At 60.3% G+C, this 20,420-nt stretch carries 18 protein-coding genes; 10 read left to right on the forward strand and 8 right to left on the reverse strand.

The features are described 5' to 3' along the window. Nucleotides 1-175: 175 nt before the first annotated feature. On the reverse strand, nucleotides 176-1,087 hold the full coding sequence (locus ACRZ9X_RS20615; protein ID WP_480521955.1) for an Asd/ArgC dimerization domain-containing protein: 912 nt from the start codon (nucleotides 1,085-1,087) through the stop codon (nucleotides 176-178). A gap of 85 nt (nucleotides 1,088-1,172) precedes the next feature. On the opposite strand from ACRZ9X_RS20615, the gene ACRZ9X_RS20620 reads away from it, so the two are divergent. From ACRZ9X_RS20620 to ACRZ9X_RS20665, 10 genes are all read left to right on the forward strand, one after another. Next, on the forward strand, nucleotides 1,173-1,937 hold the full coding sequence (locus tag ACRZ9X_RS20620) for a GntR family transcriptional regulator (RefSeq protein ID WP_480521956.1): 765 nt from the start codon (nucleotides 1,173-1,175) through the stop codon (nucleotides 1,935-1,937). Next, on the forward strand, nucleotides 1,934-3,424 hold the full coding sequence (locus ACRZ9X_RS20625; protein ID WP_480521957.1) for an ABC transporter substrate-binding protein: 1,491 nt from the start codon (nucleotides 1,934-1,936) through the stop codon (nucleotides 3,422-3,424). Before ACRZ9X_RS20620 ends, ACRZ9X_RS20625 begins: the two co-directional genes overlap by 4 nt. Before the next feature lie 2 nt (nucleotides 3,425-3,426). Continuing rightward, nucleotides 3,427-4,353 carry an ABC transporter permease gene (locus tag ACRZ9X_RS20630; protein ID WP_480521958.1) on the forward strand — a complete coding sequence of 309 codons (927 nt, stop codon included), beginning with the start codon at nucleotides 3,427-3,429 and terminating at the stop codon, nucleotides 4,351-4,353. Further along, nucleotides 4,350-5,186: an ABC transporter permease gene (locus tag ACRZ9X_RS20635; protein ID WP_480521959.1), complete on the forward strand. Its 837-nt coding sequence runs from the start codon at nucleotides 4,350-4,352 to the stop codon at nucleotides 5,184-5,186. Before ACRZ9X_RS20630 ends, ACRZ9X_RS20635 begins: the two co-directional genes overlap by 4 nt. Next, nucleotides 5,183-5,944: an SDR family NAD(P)-dependent oxidoreductase gene (locus ACRZ9X_RS20640; RefSeq protein WP_480521960.1), complete on the forward strand. Its 762-nt coding sequence runs from the start codon at nucleotides 5,183-5,185 to the stop codon at nucleotides 5,942-5,944. The genes ACRZ9X_RS20635 and ACRZ9X_RS20640 overlap by 4 nt, the downstream gene beginning before the upstream one ends. Next, on the forward strand, nucleotides 5,941-6,804 hold the full coding sequence (locus tag ACRZ9X_RS20645; RefSeq protein WP_480521961.1) for a polysaccharide deacetylase family protein: 864 nt from the start codon (nucleotides 5,941-5,943) through the stop codon (nucleotides 6,802-6,804). Before ACRZ9X_RS20640 ends, ACRZ9X_RS20645 begins: the two co-directional genes overlap by 4 nt. After that, the gene (locus tag ACRZ9X_RS20650) at nucleotides 6,804-8,378 is read left to right on the forward strand and encodes a gamma-glutamyltransferase (protein WP_480521962.1); all 1,575 of its coding nucleotides are present in this window, start codon (nucleotides 6,804-6,806) and stop codon (nucleotides 8,376-8,378) included. Before ACRZ9X_RS20645 ends, ACRZ9X_RS20650 begins: the two co-directional genes overlap by 1 nt. Next, entirely contained in the window at nucleotides 8,375-9,328 is a 954-nt protein-coding gene (locus ACRZ9X_RS20655; protein ID WP_480521963.1) for an ABC transporter ATP-binding protein, read from the forward strand. The genes ACRZ9X_RS20650 and ACRZ9X_RS20655 overlap by 4 nt, the downstream gene beginning before the upstream one ends. Beyond that, nucleotides 9,325-10,305 carry an ABC transporter ATP-binding protein gene (locus ACRZ9X_RS20660; RefSeq protein WP_480521964.1) on the forward strand — a complete coding sequence of 327 codons (981 nt, stop codon included), beginning with the start codon at nucleotides 9,325-9,327 and terminating at the stop codon, nucleotides 10,303-10,305. Before ACRZ9X_RS20655 ends, ACRZ9X_RS20660 begins: the two co-directional genes overlap by 4 nt. Before the next feature lie 362 nt (nucleotides 10,306-10,667). Next, a complete protein-coding gene (locus tag ACRZ9X_RS20665) occupies nucleotides 10,668-10,871 on the forward strand; it encodes a glycine zipper 2TM domain-containing protein (RefSeq protein ID WP_480521997.1) in 204 nt (67 codons plus the stop codon). A 380-nt stretch (nucleotides 10,872-11,251) separates the two neighbouring features. On the opposite strand, the gene ACRZ9X_RS20670 is transcribed toward ACRZ9X_RS20665, so the two are convergent. The 7 genes from ACRZ9X_RS20670 to ACRZ9X_RS20700 form a co-directional block, all read right to left on the reverse strand. Continuing rightward, entirely contained in the window at nucleotides 11,252-12,616 is a 1,365-nt protein-coding gene (locus ACRZ9X_RS20670; RefSeq protein WP_480521965.1) for a M20/M25/M40 family metallo-hydrolase, read from the reverse strand. Continuing rightward, entirely contained in the window at nucleotides 12,616-14,661 is a 2,046-nt protein-coding gene (locus ACRZ9X_RS20675; protein ID WP_480521966.1) for a hydantoinase/oxoprolinase family protein, read from the reverse strand. Before ACRZ9X_RS20675 ends, ACRZ9X_RS20670 begins: the two co-directional genes overlap by 1 nt. Then, the gene (locus ACRZ9X_RS20680) at nucleotides 14,648-16,459 is read right to left on the reverse strand and encodes a hydantoinase B/oxoprolinase family protein (RefSeq protein ID WP_480521967.1); all 1,812 of its coding nucleotides are present in this window, start codon (nucleotides 16,457-16,459) and stop codon (nucleotides 14,648-14,650) included. The genes ACRZ9X_RS20675 and ACRZ9X_RS20680 overlap by 14 nt, the downstream gene beginning before the upstream one ends. A gap of 73 nt (nucleotides 16,460-16,532) precedes the next feature. Continuing rightward, on the reverse strand, nucleotides 16,533-17,510 hold the full coding sequence (locus ACRZ9X_RS20685) for an ABC transporter ATP-binding protein (protein WP_480521968.1): 978 nt from the start codon (nucleotides 17,508-17,510) through the stop codon (nucleotides 16,533-16,535). Further along, nucleotides 17,507-18,526 (reverse strand): ABC transporter ATP-binding protein, encoded by a 1,020-nt coding sequence (locus ACRZ9X_RS20690; RefSeq protein WP_480521969.1) that lies wholly within the window; start codon nucleotides 18,524-18,526, stop codon nucleotides 17,507-17,509. The genes ACRZ9X_RS20685 and ACRZ9X_RS20690 overlap by 4 nt, the downstream gene beginning before the upstream one ends. A gap of 2 nt (nucleotides 18,527-18,528) precedes the next feature. Then, nucleotides 18,529-19,428, reverse strand: coding sequence for an ABC transporter permease (locus ACRZ9X_RS20695; RefSeq protein WP_480521970.1), 900 nt, complete (start codon nucleotides 19,426-19,428; stop codon nucleotides 18,529-18,531). After that, complete coding sequence (locus ACRZ9X_RS20700; protein ID WP_480521971.1) at nucleotides 19,421-20,398, reverse strand: ABC transporter permease; 978 nt, start codon at nucleotides 20,396-20,398, stop codon at nucleotides 19,421-19,423. Before ACRZ9X_RS20700 ends, ACRZ9X_RS20695 begins: the two co-directional genes overlap by 8 nt. Nucleotides 20,399-20,420 lie beyond the last annotated feature (22 nt).

Genomic DNA, 20,420 nt, shown 5'->3' on the forward strand with positions numbered 1-20,420 from the left:
CACTGCCGGCTCAGCAGCGAATTTGGGGATTGTCCGCAGTCTGGTCATCCGCCCTTGCTGGGGTCGAACAAGACCGGCGAATGGTTGCTACGCGGGCGACGAGCGGGACAGCTCAATGGTCAGAAAAAGCCGGGATTGGACCACGGATTTCGCATTTCAAACATCGCAGGCGGTTTCACGAAGAAAGCTGCTCTAGTATCTTTAGCATGACCCCGACTGTGGCGGCTTCAAGATTGTCGCCTTCCAAGACAATCAAAGCACCGCGCTCCGTGCGGCGCAGGTTGACGATCGTCGTCAGCGGGGCATCGGACAGGAATTGTCTCCGGTGCCTTGGAGCTTTTTGAAGTATGATGTCCGGGTCAGCGTCCAAGACCGTTTCGATCGTCGCGATGTCGGGGTTTTCGGACAGGTCTACGGCCATGGTGATTGTGTGTCCGCGCCACACCGGAACCCGGGTGGTGAAGGTGTCAACGGGGAAACTGCCGTCAAACAGGATCGACAGCTCGTTCGACAAAGCATCTGCCTCGCCAGACAGATGTCCGACCACCTGATCGTGGATGGCGGAGGCTGGCATACCGGGTATGTCGGTCCCGCTGATGGCTTGCAAGGTCGTGAGTGTTGCGCGTTCTACCTTGAACGCTTGGTTCAGACAGGCCAATGGCGGTGCGCAGATTGCCGTTGTGCAATTGGGTGTTGCCGCCAGGGCGGGTGCGCTGTCGATCTGCGAAACGCCGGGCATAAGCAAGGGCGCGGACAGCCGTGCGTATTCGCAATGGGTGATCACGCGCGTGCCGCCTGCAAGATGGCGGGCTTCGATCTGCTCTCCCACCGAATCTGGCAGGAACGAAACCAGCGTTGGCGCCTGAGCGGGCGCGTCAGCAGGCAGCAACGGCAGGTCATCAAGTCGGGTCAGAGCAGACTCCGCCACGTTCCAGTCGCAAATGTCGGACAAACGACAATTCGCACCGCGCAATTTATCATCGTGCAGGCTTTCGACAATGAATTCAGGATTTTGCAAGACTTTGATTGCGAAATTCTGCCCTAAAAGCGTGCTGATTCCCGCGATGGATATGCGTTTTTTCGACATCACGTCGCCCCGGTTCAAGAAATTGTTTGATTAAAAATGTCATATAGGTAGGTTTGACATGTCAATAACATCATTTTGAAATTCCATGTACGATCCAACGTCGCCCTTGCTCCGCCCTGCCGTCTCGGAAGACGGAACACCTAACCCCGATGGCAAGGTTCGCTTTGCCGAGGATCGGTTGCTGGATGCGGTCATCTGGTGTGAGCTGCTGCCGAGCGAGACGGTGACTGAAGCCGATGTGATGAAACGCTTCGGTCTGACCAAGGCCGCCGCACGGTCCGGGCTTGCGCGGTTGGGGTATGATGGCTGGGCCGCGCCGCAGCCGCGCACCGGGTGGCAGGTTCTGCCCATCACCGGCGCGCTGATCGGGCAGATCATCGCTGCAAGACGCATTGTTGAACCCTCACTGTCCGATATCAAGCTGGACAAAGCGGCCTGCGAAGAACTGGAACAGATCGGGCATATGCTGTCGGCCATCGAAGGCCGGACCGAGCCGGGCGTGGTCAGAACCGCCAACTATTACCTCAATCGAATTGACGGCATCATGCTGGAGCAAAGTAATCCTTTCACCGCGCGCCACCTGCGCAAGCTATGGCACCACACGGCGCGCATCACCCATTACTTCGACGCAGCCACCCCGGAAAATCCCCTGCGCCGCACAGACGGACCCGCGCTGATCCGGGCACTGTGTGCGGGCGACGGGGCGGCGGTGCAGCGTGCCCGCGAAGACCTGATGGCCGCGCAAGAGGCCTATTTCACCCGTCAACTGCTGAAAGACCAGACGCCGTTGATGCGTCCGGGACTGCAATCAAAAACAAGACCAACTGCCCAAAACAGGAGAGATCTATGAAACCTTCACTCAAGCATCTTCTGGGTGCTGTCGCGATGGCCGCCCTGACTTCACCTGCCTTCGCGCGGGATATCACCATCGATCTGGCGGGCGAGCCGTCGTCGCTGGACCCGCATCTACAGTGGAACCCGGACAGCTATTATGTATATCGCAACATCTTCGACAATCTCGTCACGCGGGACAATGACGGTCAGATTGTGCCACAGATCGCCACCGGTTGGCAGCAGCTTTCGGACACCGAGCTGGAGTTGACCATTCGCGAAGGCGTCACCTTCCACGATGGCTCGGCCCTGACGCCCGAAGACGTGGTGTTTTCGGTCAAGCGCATCACCGATCCCGAATTCGGATCGCCGCAGCTGGGTCAGTTCAACCAGATCACTGATGCAAAGGTCGTGGACGGGTCCAAAGTGGTGCTGACCACCGCGCAGCCTTACCCGGCCCTGCTGGCGCAATTGGTCAAGCTGTCGATCGTACCGCAAAAGATCGTGGAAGAGGTCGGGCGCGACGCCTTCAACGAAGCGCCGGTGGGCTCGGGTCCCTATGTGTTTGACACCTGGGACCGGGGCGTGTCGGTCACTCTGAACCGCAACGACAATTATTGGGGCGAAGCAGGACCTTTCGAGAATGCCGTGTTCCGGGCCGTGCCCGACGCCGCGACCCGTGTGGCCGACCTGTTGGCCGGAACGGCTGATCTGGTTGTCAGCATCGATGCGGATGCGGGTATTCAGATCGAGGCAAACCCAGACGTTGATCTGCTGTCTGCACCAACCGAACGTGTCGGGTATATGGGTCTGAACCTGGACAAACCCCCGTTCAACGATCTGGAAATGCGCAAGGCGGCCAGTATGGCGATTGACCGTCTTGGGATCACCGAAGGCTTGTTGCAGGCAGGCGAAGTTCCGATGGCCCAGATGTCGAGCCCGGCGCACTTTGGGTACTCACCGGATTTGGCCCTGTTCGAATATGACCCCGAACAAGCCAAGGAACTGATTTCCGCCAAGGCCGATCTTGCCGCCACCCCGGCGACGCTGGCCACGGCCCCGGTGTTCGACCAGCGCATCGTTCAGGCGGTGCAACAGATGCTGAACGATGTGGGCTTCAACGTCTCGATCAGCATGACCGATATGCCAACCTATCTGGATATCGTGCGCTCGGAGCCAGCCGAGAACTCGGAGCTCAGCTTTGGTCGCTGGTCATGTGCCTGTCAGGACGCGGACGGGATCGCCTATCCGACCTTGCATTCGGACAGCAGATGGTCGCGTGTGAACGTGCCGGAACTGGATGCCCTGCTGGAAACCGCGCGTGGTTCGCTTGATCCGCAAGTGCGTCAGGATGCCTATGACAAGGTGCATCAGATGGTGCGTGACAATTACTATCTGCTGCCGATGTATCAGGCCGCAGTTCTGTATGGCGCATCATCGGACCTGTCCTTCACGCCGACCGCGAATGAAAGCATGTTCCTCAACCGAATGAGCATCAACGAATAAGCATGCTGCGCTTTCTGCTTAACCGAGGCGGTCAGGCCCTGATTGCGGCCTTCGGAGTGGTCACGCTGGTGTTCTTCATCCAGCGCCTCTCCGGAGACCCGACAGCGCTGCTTCTCCCCGAAACCGCCACGGAGGCAGACATCGAGGCCATGCGGGTAACGCTTGGCCTCGATCGACCACTTGTCATTCAATACCTGTCATTCCTGAGCGATCTTGCCCGATTCGATCTGGGACGCAGCTTTGTTCAGAACGCGGATGTCTGGGATATCCTGTCCAGCCGCATTCCCAAAACGTTGCAACTTGCGGCAGGGGCGATCACCGTGGCCCTGTGCATCGGATTGCCGCTGGGCTTGATCATGGCGCTGACCAAGGGCAAGCGGGCCTCAAAGGCCATTATGTGGTTCGTGCTGGCCTGTCAGTCGATGCCGACCTTCTGGTCCGGGATCATGATGATCCTCGTTTTTGGTGTCTGGCTCAAATGGCTGCCATCCTCGGGGACCGGGTCCTTTTCCCACCTAATCATGCCGTCCATTGCCCTTGGGCTGTTGTCCCTTGCCACCTATGCGCGGATTACCCGGGCTGCGGTTCTGGATGAGCTTGGAAAGGATTATGTGCGATCCGCGCGCGCACGCGGGGTTCGAACGGGTCGTCTTGTGCGGCGACATCTGCTGCGCAACTCGATGATACCGATCATCTCGATCACCGCGCTGGAACTTTCGCAGTTGCTGGCCGGTGCTGTCATTGTCGAAACCGTCTTTGCATGGCCCGGTCTGGGGTTGTTGACCGTGCAGAGCATTGCCTCACGCGATTTTCTGGTTGTCCAGGCTATCGTCCTTCTAGGTGCTTTCGTAACCATCTTTGCCAACCTTGCGGCGGATATCCTGTATTCGGTTGTCGACCCAAGGGTGCGGCTGGCGGGGACATCGTGACGCGCGCATCCTTTGACATCAAAGCCGCGCTGGCATGGTGGCCGGTGGCCCTGTTTCTTGCGCTCGTGTTCTGCGCTGTGTTTGCCCCCTGGCTGGCACCGCTTGACCCGGATCGGCAGAACCTTCTGGGCCGGTTGAAACCACCCGGCTTCGAAACCCGCGGCACGGTCTTTCTGTTGGGGTCGGATGAGCTGGGGCGCGATGTCCTTTCACGTCTGATTTACGGCGCGCGGGTTTCGCTGACAGTTGCCGCCCTGTCTGTTCTGTTGTCGGGCATCGTCGGAGTGCTGGTTGGCATGATCGCGGGTTACCTGCGGGGCTGGACCGAGACCATTCTGATGCGCCTTGTCGACATCTTCCTTTCGATCCCCGCCATTTTGCTGGCCATCATCACAGTTGCGGTGCTGGGGCCGGGATTTCTGAATGTCATTCTGGTGCTCGCGCTGACCCGGTGGCCCCGCTATGCGCGGGTCGCTTATGGCCAGACGCTGGCCATCGCAGAAAGACCTTTCGTAAAGCTGTCTCGCTCCATGGGGGCCAGTCCGCTGCGCGTTTTGGCCATCCATATCCTGCCCAACATCATCGGCCCGCTGCTGGTCGTCGCGACGCTGGAATTCGGCCTGATGGTTCTGTTTGAGGCCGGGTTGTCCTTTCTGGGTCTGGGCGTGCAGCCCCCGACCGCCAGCTGGGGCTCGATGCTGTCGACCGGGCGGAACTACATCGCAACCGCATGGTGGATCGCGATGTTTCCCGGCCTGGCGCTGTTTCTGCTGGTCCTCAGCGCCAATCTGATTGGGGCCAGGTTCGGCGACCGAATTGGAGAAGGCAAATGATCGATTTCGGACCAGAATTCAAAGACAAACGCGTCGTGGTGACCGGTGCAGCGGGTATCATGGGGCGCGCGCTTGTGGACGCGTTCGCGCAAGCCGGCTCGCAAATTTGCGCCACAGACCAAACAACAAACGGCCTTGAGGGGTTTTGCGTCGCCGCCGATCTGACCAGTGACGAAGGTCTGAACACGCTGCTGCAAAGCGTGCAGGATGAATGGGGCGCGCCGGATGTTGTGGTGAACAACGCCGCCATTTATCCGTCCTCATTCCTGCTGGACATGGAGGTCGCGGATTGGGATCGTATCATGGACATCAACGTGCGTGCGCCCTTTGCGCTAATGCGGGGATTTGCCTTGCAGATGATCGAGCAAAAAGTTCAGGGCAATTTCATCAACATCTCATCCGGGGCCGCCCGCAAGATGCGGCGCACGGCGGTCACCTATTGCATGTCAAAAACCGCGCTGGACCGGATGACCAAGGGATTTGCGCTTGAACTGGCCGAATATGGTATCCGTGTGAATTGTCTGGAGCCCGGTTTCGCTGCCGGTAGTGCGGTGTCGTCGCTGTCGCAGGAACACATCGACCGAGTTATGGCAGCCATCCCGCTGGGCACAGAAACCGGGCCGGAAGATGTCGGACAAGCCGCCCTTTATCTGGCGTCGCGGGCGGCAAAAAATGTGACCGGCACCTCTCTGGCCGTAGATGGCGGCAACTCGGCCGGGGTGATGGATGTTTATCAGGACAAGAAGAGCGCGCTATGATCTGGACCCCTGATCCTTACCCCTGGCCCGAGCCGTACCGGGCTGCCGCCTGCTTTACGGTCGATGTCGATGCGACCTCGCCGTATCTGTGGCAGCATCGGGCCGAAATGCCCCGAACGCTGGCCGCGTTGGAACACCGCAGATACGGGATGCGCCGTGGGTTGGCACGCCTTGTCGAGATGCTGAACCGCGTTGGCGTACAGGGCACTTTCTTTGTGCCCGGCATCGTGGCCGAGGAACATCCTGATCTTTTGCCTGGCCTTCTGGAACGGGGACAGGAAATTGCCTTGCACGGGTACATCCACGAATTGGTCGGGGACATATCCGATCAGCAATTCACTGACGCGTTAGAGGCATCGCTCAACCTGTTCGAAACCCAGACCGGCCAACGCCCGCGCGGTTTCAGGTCTCCTGCTTGGGAAATGACCCCGCATATGTTGGCGGAACTGTCCCGTCTTCAACTATGGGACAGCAGCTTGATGGGAGAGGACGTGCCATACACAATCGTTGGCGTTCCCGAACTGCCGGTGCGGTGGGACAATGACGATGCCATCTTTTTCAAATTCCTTGGCGCAGGCGACAAGTCACCGCGACCGGATCACGAAGTGGCGCAACAATGGCAAGAGGACGCCGAGGCGCAGATTAACGATCATGGGTTTTTCATGCTTACGGTCCATGACTGGATTTCCGGGCGCGCGAACCGAGTTGCAAAGCTGGAAACCCTTCTATCGACTCTGGCGGCGCGTCCCGATGTCTGGGTGACAACCTGCGGCAATATCGCTGAACACCACAAGACCACAAAAGGCGGCCTGCATGTCGCGCCAGACCACCTCGAACCGTTTAACAGCAAGGTGATGTGATGGATACGCGTCCCGAAACGCCCATATCGCACCAGCTTTGGTCGATTACAAAACCTCAGGTTCAAAGCCATGGCGGCATGGTGGCGGCACAGCACTACGAGGCGGCGCAGGTCGGCGCGGACATACTCTCAGCCGGGGGCAACGCGATGGACGCCGCCGTCGCAACCGCCGTTGCGCTGTCTATTGTCGAACCCTGGCTGTCGGGCCTGGGCGGGGGTGGGTTCCTGCTGCACGCCGATCCGCATGGCAGCGTCGACACGCTCGATTTCAACATGCGCGCGCCAATGGCCGCGTCGCCGGACGATTATCCCCTGTCCGGGGGTGAAGGCGGCGATTGGTTCAACTGGCCTTCGGTGAAAGACGACCGCAACCTGTTCGGCCCGCATTCCATCTGTACCCCGGGGGCCGTGGCCGGTTTGGCCGAAGCACTGCGGAAATACGGAACTTTGGGCTGGGCCGAGGTTCTGGCACCGTCCATCGCCCTGGCCGAGCGCGGCATGCGCGTGGACTGGTTTGCGGATCTGGTCTTTGCGATCGATACTGCGGGTCTGTCAAAATTCGCGGCCTCAGCCGATCTGTTTCTGAACCCGGCCGGGCGAGTATCTGACCCAAGCGATCCCACGGCCCGGTTCATCCCCATGCCAGCCAAAGCCGCGATGCTGAAACGGTTGGCGGATGCCGGGCCGCAGGATTTCTACACCGGTGAAGTCGCGCGCATGCTGGTTCAGGACATGCGGGATATTGGGTCCGTGTTGTCCGAGAAAGACCTTGCGTCCTACAAACCCAATTGGGGCGCTCCTGCCATGCAAGACTACCGGGACCGGCTTGTTCACACCGTCCCGGGTTTGTCGGGTGGACCCAGCCTGCTTGCGTCTCTTGCAGAGTTACAGGCCCATAACCTCGGGGATATGGATGAGCCTGAGTTTGCAGCACAGCATGCAAACGCCATTCGATCCGCCTATGAGACGCGCCTGAAACAGATGGGGCATGCTGCCGGAACGCAGGATTGCACCAGCCATTTGTCGGTCATCGATAGGGCGGGGAATATGGTTTCGCTGACCAATACACTGCTGTCCCGCTTCGGCTCCAAGGTTGTTGCGCCATCGTTGGGGATGGTGATGAACAATGGCATGATGTGGTTCGACCCGCGCCCCGGCCAGCCCAATTCGATTGCGCCGGGTGCCGCGCCGTTGGCGAATATGGCGCCGGTCATAACCACCAAGGACGGGCGTCCGGATATCGCCATTGGCGCGGCTGGCGGTCGGCAGATTTTTCCCGCGCTGGTGCAGCTATTGTCGCGTATCATCGACCGGTCAGAGACACCCGAGGCGGCGTTCCACGCCCCCCGCATTGATGCCAGCAGCCCGCTGATTGTCATCAACCGCGCCGCCCGGCCCGACATTGCATCGGCGGTGGCCGCGCACCACGCGGTTCAGATCGCCGAGGACAGTTTGTACCCGGTGCAATTCGCCATCCCGTCGATGGTGCAGGCCGGACGGGACGGTGAACCCAATGTAGGGGCCGTGCATCCCAACAACCCATGGACGGCGGTCCGAAGCGAGGTCCCGAAGTGACTCTTCTGACCATTCAGGATCTGGCTATACGTGTGAAAGACCTCTCACTGGTCGATGGTGTGACACTGGATGTCAAAGCCGGAGAAGTTGTAGCCCTTGTCGGTGAAAGCGGGTCAGGGAAATCTCTGACTGCGTTGTCCGTGATGGGTCTGTTGGGCGAGGGACTGACCCTGGAACGCGGTGCAATCAGCCTGAACGGGGTCGACCTGACACAGGCGTCATCCGATGCGATGAACGATCTGCGCGGCAACTCATTGTCGATGATTTTTCAGGAGCCTGTGTCCTCACTCAACCCTCTGGTGCCGGTAGGCGATCAGGTCGCCGAAAGCCTGATCGTGCATGGCCGTGTCTCGCCGACCGAAGCTGCACAGAGCGCCATCGACATGTTGCGAAAGGTCGGCATCCCCGAGCCGGAACGCCGCTATCGCCAGCTGCCGACCGAGTTGTCAGGCGGCATGTGTCAGCGTGTCATGATTGCGGCGGCCCTGATCTCGCAGCCGCAGCTTTTGATCGCGGACGAGCCAACAACGGCGTTGGACGTGACCATTCAGGCGCAAATCCTAGAACTCATGCGCGACCTGACGAAAGATTCCCAGACCGCCATTCTGCTGATCACCCACGACATGGGCGTTGTCGCGGAACTCGCTGATCGGGTCTGTGTCATGTATGGCGGCTGCGTGGTCGAACAGGGCCCGGTCGATGAAATTTTCGCAAACTCCAGACACCCCTACACCCGCATGTTGCTCAGAACACTTCCGCGTCTCGATGATGACCCAAAGGAAGAGCTGTTTGCCATTCCCGGCAACGTGCCCAGCCCCAAGGATTGGCCCGAGGGCTGCCGCTTTCAAACCCGGTGCGACCGCCCCTCAGCGGCATGCGCGACGCGCCCGGCCTTGCAGGGTGAGACACATCGGTTCGCCTGCTACCACCCTGTCGGAGACCGGTCATGAGCTTGCTGTCTGTACAGGATCTTCAGGTTCATTTTCCCGTCCGCACAGGAAGATTGCGGGGTCAAAAGGCTGTGGTCAAAGCGGTTGACGGAGTGTCACTTCGCATAGAGGAACGGGAAACCCTTGCCGTTGTCGGCGAAAGCGGGTGCGGAAAGTCGACAACCGGCAATGCAGTGTTGGGGCTGGCGCCGGTCACACACGGGAAGATCATCTTTGACGATAAAAACCTGTCTGATCTGACCCCGGATCAGCGCCAGCAGGTATGGCGCGATATGCAGGTGGTGTTTCAGGACCCGGTATCAGCCCTGAACCCGCGCCGGACAATTGCGCAATCCATTGCGGAACCTCTGAGTATTCATGGGTTCGCCCGAACAAAGATCGACGCAAGGGTTGATGAATTGATGGCTCTGGTGGGCCTGAACCCGGATCAAAGAAACCGACGGCCCGGTGCCTTGTCGGGTGGGCAAAGGCAACGCGTGGTCATTGCGCGCGCACTGGCCCTGAATCCCAAACTTGTCATCTGCGATGAACCGGTATCCGCGCTGGATGTTTCGATCCAAAGCCAGATCCTGAATCTTCTGATGCAATTGCAGCGCGACCTTGGGCTAAGCTATCTGTTCATCGCGCATGACCTGTCTGTCGTGCGACACATAGCTGATCGCGTGGCGATCATGTATCTCGGGGTCATTGTCGAGGAAGGCCCCGCAGAAGAGATCTTTTCAGACCCCAAACACCCCTACACCGAAGCCCTGATCTCAGCGATCCCGCTACCGGACCCCTCTCTGCGCGACAAACGCAAACGCATTGTCCTGAAGGGCGATCTGCCCAGCCCGATGCACCCGCCCGGAGGATGCCCCTTTGTCACCCGCTGCCCTCTGGCTGAGCCGAGATGCGCAGAAGCACGCCCGGAGTTGAAACCACTGAGTAGCTCTCGGTCTTGTCGCTGTGTCCTCAAAGAGGGCGTTTCGGGCGCGTAATTCGCGTTAGGCCTTTTCCAGATTTTACTAGCTCAGAGAATGGCGGGATGTCCACGCAGCACTTGAACGCCCCGGAGATAAACGAAGGCGGGCCTCGGGCCGACAGGCACTGAACCCAACCAAGTCGCCTTCCTCTGTGCTTCTGAAAAAGTTCCGAGAAACTGGCTGAATTCCCCGAAACAATAAATGTGAGACTTAGACCTGAGTTACCTTTGTTAAGAAAAGATTAACATTTCTTAATACGAGGGTTGAACTCTTGTACGACACCCTTCCCCAGACCACCTAAACACGTAACACATTTGCCAGATTGAGAGGCGTCAATGATGAAAAAGTTAGTGTTAATCAGCATTGCAGGCAGTTCTATGCTCTTGACCGCATGCGGAGCACCAACAACGCCAACACAGGCTCAGGTCCGGCAAGACGCTCAGTGTGCTGCGGGTATTCTCGGCGGTGCAGCCCTTGGAGGAGTTGTCGGGAACCGGTTCGGTGGCGGAACGGGCAAGACTCTTTCAACAGCAGCCGGCGCTGGCCTTGGGATGTACGCCGGTCAATCAGCTTGCCACTGAAGAGTTTCACAAGACGGTTTCGTTCATGTACCGAGAGTTCTTCAGGTTGCTAACTCCTCGACGACAGCGAACGTCTCTTGTGACGGTCTACAGTGCGGTATCAGGTTGCCCTATCACCCAATTCCGATTGGCCAGTTGAACCTACTGAGCGATGCCTCAGTCAATTGTTTTGCAGTCGGGTTAAAGTTTCCGACAGTCACATGCACGATTGCAGGGTGATTGGCAAATATTTCACTTCGCGGGACAAAGCATGTGCTGTCAAAACGACGTTTGATCTGACGGGCAGCAAGAAAAATCGTGGCAGAACCATTGTGCGTTGCGACTGAGAACTCCTGCTGTCGCGTGACACCCATGACCTGACCTTACGCAAACGTCCGTAATCACTTTAAGCCATCGCGATACAGCGTCCCAAGTTCGTTCAAAACGGCCGCGCCGGTCTTTATGCCATCCAGAAACCTTACCACCTCCAGATTCTCGTTTGGCGCGTGGTTGGCTTCATCTGCATTTGCGTATGGAATGACAAATGCGTCTTTTTTCAGGATCTTGGTAAAGACATAGTCGGGAAGCGACCCACCAACGGTCGGATAAATCAGCGGCTCCATCCCACGCGCGGCGATGATCGCGTCCCGCAGGGGTTTTGCGTAAGGGCTGTCCAGAGGTGTTTTTGAAGGCAACATGCCGTTGTGCCGAACGACCTCGACACCCGGAGCGTGTTGCGCGACGTGGGCTTCGATGCGTTCGAACACGTAGTCGGGGGTCAGCGGCTCAACCAGCCGCACGTCGCATTTCGCAATGGCTTCGTTCGGCAGCACGGTTTTACTGCCCGGCCCACCATAGCCGCCATGCAACCCGTTGATCGTCAGCGTCGGGTGGAACATCAGCCGATCCCAATAGGGCCGGTCGCTGGGGCCGTCCATCTGGTCGAGCTTCAGGTCCTCCATCACCGCCTGTTCATCATCCGGCAAACGCGCCACCGCATCGCGTTCCAGGTTGGTGGGCGGGATCACCGGCTCGGTCAGGCCTTCGACGGTGATATTGCCCTCGGCGTCTTTCATCGTGGCCAGCAGCTGCACCAGCGTCCAGATCGGGTTGGGCACCACGCCGCCGTAATTGCCCGAATGCACATCGCGCGCGGCCCCTTTGGCAACCAGATCGAACGAGGCGACACCGCGCACGCCAAACGTAATCACCGGCGCGCCGCTTTCATGCAGCGGACCGTCCGATGTGACCACCAGATCGGCTTGCAGGCGGTCCGCATTTTCACGCACAAAATCGGCGATCTGGGGTGAACCGATCTCTTCCTCGCCTTCCAGCAGAAAGATGATGTTGCAGGGCAGCGTGCCGTTAACGGCAAGGTGGGTTTCAATCGCCAGCAGTTGTGCGAAATGCTGGCCTTTGTTGTCTCCGATCCCGCGGGCCCAGATACGGCCATCCCTGAGCGTGGGCTCGAAGGGTGGGCTGATCCATTGGTCGAGCGGATCGGGCGGCTGTACGTCATAATGGCCATACAGCAGCACGGTGGGCTTATCGGGATCGACCGTGGCATGACCCAGAACAAAGGGGTGGCCCGGCGTTTCGACCAGTCCGGCGTCAAAGCCCAGTTCAGTCAGGTGTCCGACCAGCATATCGGCAACCTCGCGTATGCCAATGTCATGGGCCGAGATTGAGGGGTGGCGCACATAGTCCATGACCCGCGCGACGAAACTACCAGCATGGGTGTCGATGTGATCGAACAGAGCTTGCATCAGGCGGGGTCCTTGGTCAGCAGCACCGCGCCCGAGGTGTGGACTGAAGCTGTCCAGCCGGGTGCGATGAGGGCGGTCGTATCCAGTTGCGTCAGGATGGCGGGGCCGTGGATCATGGTTTCCGCCCCAAGCGCGGCGCGGTCATAGACCGGCGTTTCAACGATACCGCCGGGCCAGTGCACTTTCTGCGTCTGCAGTGCGTCCGGCAGATCGGCTTTGGCCAGTGAAGGGCTGTTGACCGGGTCGGTTCGGCCAACAGCTTCGATCCGCAATGTGACCAGCTCAATCGGGGCGTCCAGAACAAATCCGTAGAGCGATGTGTGCGCGGCGCGGAAGCGGGCTTCGGTCTCTTCGGGGCTGTCAGCCCAGTCGACCGCGATTTCGCCGCCTTGCCCGTGAAACCGCAACAGCGCGCGGGCGTTCAGGGCGCGCTGACCCAAGGCGATGCCTTCGTAATCCATCCAGGCAATGGCGTCTTTGGTCAGCTCTGCCACAATGCTTTCACCCTGGGTCTGGTTGATCGCACCGGGCGTGGGCAGGGCGCGGGTGAATTCGGCTTTCATATCGGCGGCCAGCAACCCGGCGGCACAGAGCAGACCGGGCGCTGCCGGGATCATCACCTGACGGATGCCAAGCAGTTCGGCCAGTGCGCACCCATGCAAGGGCCCCGCGCCCCCAAAAGGGACCAGAGTGAAATCGCGCGGGTCGTGCCCCCGTTCGACCGAGACGGTGCGCACCGCCCCGACCATGTTGTTGTTCATGATGGCCAGAATGCCCTGCGCCGCTGCCTCGGGTGTCAGGCCCAGCGGACGCGCGACATTGTTGGTCACTGCGGCTTGGGCTGCATCGAGATCCAAAGACATGGCCCCGCCCAACAGGGCTTGCGGCAGGTTGCCCAAGGCGACATGGGCGTCGGTCACGGTCGCCTCGGTCCCTCCATGCCCATAAGCCGCAGGTCCGGGTCTTGCCCCTGCCGAATTGGGCCCGACCGACAGCGTGTTGTTCGCGACGGCCGCAATCGACCCGCCGCCCGCGCCGATCGTCACCATGTCCACCATCGGCAGCGACAGAGGCCATTCGCCCACCTTGCCTTGCTGCGTCAGGTTGATCTCTCCGTCCCGGATCAGGCAGATGTCAGCGGATGTGCCGCCGATATCCACGGTGATGATATCCTTGATCCCGCAGGCCGCCGCCGCATCTACTGCGCCCACCACGCCAGCGGCAGGGCCGGACAATGCGGTCAGAGCCGGCGCGGTGCGGATCGCTCCGGTCCCTGCCACGCCGCCATTGGATTGCATCAGCAAAAGAGGAGAGCTGGCCTCGGCCTCACTCAGCCGGTTTTCAAGACGCGAGATATAGGTCGACACCCCCGGCATCACATTTGCATTCAGCACGGTCGCCAGAGAGCGTTCGAATTCCCGCACCACGGGCAAGACATCTGTGGAACAGGTGATGGCAACATCCGGCAGCGCCGCGCGCAACAGCTCGGCCACGCGTTTTTCATGGGCGGGATTGGCATAGGCGTGCAGCAGGCAGATGGCGACAGCCTCGACCTGTTGCTTGCGCAGGCGGTCCACCAGTGCGGTCACGCTGCTTTCGTCCAGTTTTTCGACCACATGACCGCCCGTGCCGATCCGCTCATCGACCTCGTGAATGCGGTCTGCCGGAACGGGCCGCGCCGGTTTGACCCAGGTGAACAGATTGGCGTGGCGCGGAATGTCTTGCCGTCCGATCTCAAGCACGTGGCGGAACCCGCGGGTTGTCACTAGGGCTGTGCGTGCCCCCTTGCCTTCGAGGATCATGTTGGTTGCAACCGTCGTGCCGTGCAGAACGCGCGATAGGTCGGCTGCGCGAATGCCCGCATCCTCCAACACCATATTCACGCCGGTCATGAAGGCCTGCGACGGATCGCTGGGCACCGAGGCGGTCTTGGCCCGCCACACCGCGCCCGAACTGCGGTCGAGCAGAGAGATATCCGTGAAGGTCCCGCCTATATCGACGGCTACGGCAAAAGACGGGTCAAAGGACATATCAGACGAGGGCATCGACATACTCCTGTCGGTAAAAGCGGCGGGTTTCCGGACGGTTGGCGCGCAGGGTCTGCGTGGCCTGCACGTCCAGCGCGTCGCCCGCGACCACCACGCCATATTCCGCACGGGCGGCCTGCGCGGTGACAAACCCGCTCAGCACATCCTGCAGCACGGTTTCTGCGGGCCGGTCGAACGGGTGACCATAGCCCCCACCGCCGCCGGTTTCGATCCGCAGGATGTCGCCGCGTTTGAGCATGTTGCCGTCCGACAGCGGATCAAGCCGCACCTCGTGCGGTGTGCCCGGGTTCACTATGGCGATGCCATGGCGACCGGATTTGCCGCCGTGAATGCCCCAAGGCGGGTTCTGGACGCTGTCGATACGGATGGCGACCATGGTTTCTTCGGCCAGAATTTCGTACTCACGCACGATGCCGCAGCCGCCCCGGTACCGGCCCGCGCCACCGGAATCCGCGACGATGCCATAGCTGCGCATGGTCACGGGATAGCCCGCCTCCAGAAACTCGACCGGATAGTTCTCCTGCGCCACGAAATAGACTGCATCAATCCCGTCTGCCGTAGAGCGCGCGCCGTAGCCGACACCGATCCCGTCGGCCAGCAGGTAGGGCTCCAACGTTCCGGCCTCGGTCCGGTATTTCCCGCGCATGATGTTGACCACATAGGCCGAGTTCGCGGCAGGGGCTTCGCCACCGCCCGCGTTCAGCAGGCCACACATGGCCGAGATCATGCGCATCGCGGTCAGACCGCGCAGACCCAGCGGCGCGGGGTATTCCGGTTGCAGAAAACTGCCCTTGCGAAACAGCACTTCGTCCAGCGCATTGGGTCCGCCGGCATTGCAGACCTGACTGGGATCGCCCCCCAGATAGAACAGGCCCAGTGCCATGCCGGGCACGCCTTTGTTCATCAGGTAATTGATCGGGCCGGGGGCCTGATCATCGGTGTCGCGGGCATCGAAGGTAAAGTGATCCGCCCCGTCAGCTCCTTTGGCACGGGTCAGCGAGAAGCGCATGTGGAATGGGCCGTTGCCGTGCCCATCAGTGTCAATCGCATCGGTGAAGGAATAGGTGCCGTAATCGAAGGTCTCGGCCATCTTGTCCCGCACCAAATTCCGAGTGCGTTCCAGCAATTGCGCCAAGGCGTCCTCGGTCACGTCCGGCCCGAACCGGTCGAGGATTTCGCCGACCCGACGCACGCCTAGTTCGACACTGGCCATCAATGCGCGCATGTCGCCTTCGCTCTGCTCCGGATAGCGGGAATTGCGGTGGAAGATGTCGAGCACGGCCTGGTTGACCTGGCCGGCCTCGATCATCTTCGTCACCGGGATCATCACGCCTTCCTGAAAGATATCGGTGGCGTCCGGGCTGATCGATCCGGGGCGCAAGCCGCCGATATCGGCGAAATGCGCCCAGCTCATGACAAAGGCGCAGACACGACCCTCGCGGAAGACCGGAGCCAACAGGACCTGATCGTTGGAATGGGAAATCGCGCCGTACGAGCCGTAGCAGTCATTGTACCAATAGACGTCGCCATCCTGCATCGTCTCAATCGGGAATTTCTCCAGCACAGGCCGGGTCATGTCGCCAAAGATCGGCACCATAGACCCAACGGCCATCGTGCCATTGCCGTCAAACAGCGCCGTGTAGAAATCCTTCTTTTCGCGGATGAAGGCCGAGATGGCCGTGCGTTCGATCAGCGCTTCCATCTCGGATTGCGCGGCGGCAATGGCCCCGCGGATGATTTCGAGCGAGACCGGATCGCACAGCGCGGATTGGCTGAGCCGTGATGGCTTGTTCATGGTCATCTCCCTTCTGATAAGCTGAGGGTAAGCACCGTCCGACCGGACGTGCCTGAATATGGGGCGGGCTGAGTCATTCTTCGGCGAAATGGCACGCGACGCGGCGTGTTCCTATGGAGCGGGGCATCGGGATTTCGTCGGCACATCGGGATTGCGCACGCGGACATCGGTCCCGGAAAACGCAGCCTGAGGGTGGATTGCGCGGATCCGGCGCGCCGCCGCCGATGGGCAGGGGATCGTGACTTTGATCGACATGCGGTGTGGGCACCGCGGCGACCAGCGCCTGACTATAGGGGTGCAGCGGGGCATGCACGATGTCTTCGGTCGGGCCGTCCTCCATGATCCGGCCCAGATACATGACGATGGTGCGGTCGCAGACATAGCGCACCAGTGCCAGATCGTGACTGATATAGATCGCCGTCAGCCCCAGCCGGTCGCGCACGTCGCGAAAGACATTCAGCACGCCCGCGCGCACCGACACATCCAGCATCGAGACGGGTTCGTCCGCGACAACGAATTCCGGTTCCAATATCAGCGCGCGTGCCATGACAACGCGCTGCAACTGACCGCCCGAGAGTTGATGCGGATACCGTTCGAGAAACTGTTCCGGATCGCCCAGACCAACAAGCTCCAGCGAGTCGATAACGCGGCTGGGCCATTCATCACGCGGAATGCGAGCGTTGGCCAGCGGTTCTTCCAGCGTCTTTCGGATGGAATAGCGCGGATTCACCGCGTCGAACGGGTTCTGGAAGATCATCTGCGACCGGCTGCGAAAGGCGCGCAGCTCATCACCCGACAGATCTTTGATCTCTTGCCCATCAAACCGGGCCGAGCCACCCGTGACCTCCTCCAAACGCACAAGGATGCGACCCATCGAGGTTTTGCCACAGCCGGATTCGCCCAGCAGCCCGACGCTTTCGCCTTTCTTCAGGGTCAGCGTCACGCCGTCCACGGCCTTGACGGTCGAGGGCAACCCCATCATCGCCGAGATCGCGTTGCCGATATTATAGTGCAGCTGCGCGTTCTCCATTTCGATCATCGCCTCGGTCATGCGGCTGTCCCCCAGGTCGAGGGGTTGCGGGCCGTTTCACGCAGGGCGGCGGCCTCATCGGCGCGGTGGCAGGCGACGTGGTGGTCAGGGGCCGCTTCGGTCAGGGGCGGTTCGGTATTGCGGCATAGATCGGTGGCAAAGGGGCAGCGCGGGGCAAATCGGCAGCCTTTGGGCGGATCAATCAGGTCCGGCGGGCTGCCTGCGATGGGGGTCAGAACGCCTGTTCCGGCGGATTGCAGATCGGGAAACGCGTTTTTCAGACCCATCGTGTAGGGGTGCAGCGGTTCATTCAGCAGGGTCGCGGTGTCGCAATTTTCAACGACCTTTCCCGCATACATCACCACCGTTCGGTCGCAGATATAGGCCACAACTGAGATATCATGCGTCACCATGATGACGGACAGGCCCAGGTCACGCTGCAGGCTGCGCAACTGGTCCAGAATCTGGCGCTGGATGATAACGTCAAGCGCTGTGACCGGCTCATCCGCCACAACCAGTTTCGGGTTCAGCGCCAAAGCCAGAGCAATCGCCGCGCGTTGCCGCATGCCGCCTGAGAATTGATGCGGGAAGTCGCGTAGGCGGCCCGGGTCGATGCCCACCATCTCGAACAACTCGACGGCTCGCTTCCGCGCTTGTGATTTGCTCATCCCGCCCCGGTCGCGCAGGACTTCCATGATCTGATATTCCACGCGATACACCGGATCGAGCGAGTTCATCGCCGATTGCGGAATGAACGAAATATCGCGCCAGCGAAGGTTGTTCATCTCACGCTCGGAAATCGCGGCAAGGTCCTGCCCGTCGAACTGCATCGCGCCGCCCGCAATACGCGCATTGTCGGCAATCACGCGGGTCAGGGCACGGGCCATGGTGGTCTTGCCGCAGCCCGATTCCCCGACCAGACCGACGATGGCGCCTTGCGGAACGTCGAAAGACGCCTCACTGACCGCGACCACATCGAGCGCGCCCACCTGATAGGCAATCGACAGATCCTGGATGGAAAGAAGCGTGTCTGTCATCATCAGCGCCCCAGCTTCGGAAACAGCAGGTTTTCATACCCGCGCGAGATGAAGAAACCGGCGCTTACCACAAGGATGATCGCCAGCCCCGGCGGGATGAACCAGTGATAGGCCTGCCGCGCCAAAGCCTGGCTGGCAAATGCGTCCTGCAGCATGAAACCCCAGCTGATCGCATCCGGGTCGCCGAAACCCAGAAAGCTGATTGATGCCTCGGTCAGGATGGCCCAGCCGATGGCGATGGAGCCATAAAGAAAGCTCAGCGGCAGAATATTGGGGGTGATGTGGCGCAGGATTATTTTCAGGTCCGAGGACCCGACGACACGCGCGGCCTCGACATATCCGCGCGAGCGCAGCGACAGGACTTGCGAGCGGATCACCCGGCCCGTGTCCCGCCACAGCACCAGCGCCATGGCGATTACCGTGTTCCAGATCGATGGCTCGGAGAAGGCCGAGATCACGATGACGAAGGGCAGGAACGGGATGCCGAAGGCCACATCGGCCAGTCGCATCAGGAAGGCATCGACGCGCCCTCCAAAATACCCGGCCAGCAACCCCACGACCGAGCCGATGAACGCCACCATGAACGCTGCGGTGAAGCCCACCAGCAATGCCGATCTGGCCCCCCAGACGATCTGGGAAAAGATATCGCGGCCCAATGACGTGGTGCCCAGAATATGCCCCTGTTCACCCGGCAAAAGGTCCGAGGCCAGGTCGAAATCTTCGGTGTAGAGGATCTCGGTCGGGTCATACGGCGCGATGATCGGCGCGGCCAAGGCGGTGATGATGAAAAAAGCGTAGATCAGCAGACCGGCCAAAGCAAAAGGATCGCCCACCGGCAGTTTGATCGCCTCGAATACCCGCGCGATGCCCGAGGGGGCCGCCTTGATCGTCGCATCAGGCATGAGAAATCCTCGGGTCCAGGAAGGTATAAAGCAGATCGGCAATCAGGTTCATGATGATGACCACAATGGCGATCATCAGGAACGCCCCCTGCGCCAGCGGATAATCCGAAGCCGCAACTGCATTCACCAGCTCTCGCCCCAGACCGGGCCAGGAAAACACGCTTTCGACCACCACGTTGCCTTGCAGCTGATAGCCCACCGCAATGGCGAACGAGGTCATCACTGGCAGTAGAGCGTTCCGGGCCCCGTGCCGGATCACAACGGCGGAGGGCGAAAGCCCTTTGATCTTGGCCATGGTGACGAAATCTTCTTTCATCACATCCAGCATGTTTGATCGCATCAGCAGCAGTGGCAGGCCTTGCGAGTAGATCGCCAGCGTCATCATCGGCAGGAACAGGTGCGACAGGAAATTGGTCGAGGTATAAAGCTGCCACAGGCTGTCATAGCTGGTGCCTGCAGACCGCGTGCCGCCTGCGGGGAACCAGCCCAGCGAGAAGGAAAAGATCGCCAGCAGCACCATGCCCAGCCAGAATTCGGGCATCGCACGGGTGGCCAGAACGGCGGGCAGCGCCGCTGCTTCGAACCGCGAATTGCGTTTCCATGCCAGCCACGCCCCGGCGAGGATGCCAAAGGTATAGGCCACGATCAGCGAGGAAAACGTCAGGATCAGAGTGTTCGGCAAAAGCAGCATGATCCGCTCTGAGACGGGGCTGCGATAGCGGAAGGAATAGCCAAGCTCCCCCTGCAACAGATTGCCCAGATAGGTGAAATACTGCTGCCACAGGGGTTTATCCAGGCCGAACTGCCGGATCAGCGCCTCTTGCTGTTCTGCGGTAAAGGTCGGGTCGATATAAGCCGCCAGCGGATTGCCAGGCATCAGGCGGAACATCAGGAACAGGATCGTCACAACCGCCCAGAGGACCAGCATCAGTTGCAGCGTGCGAATGAGGAAAGGCTTGAGAGTGCTCATCTCTGTCCTGAACGGATCCCGG

It is taken from the genome of Ruegeria sp. AL1 (assembly GCF_056540905.1).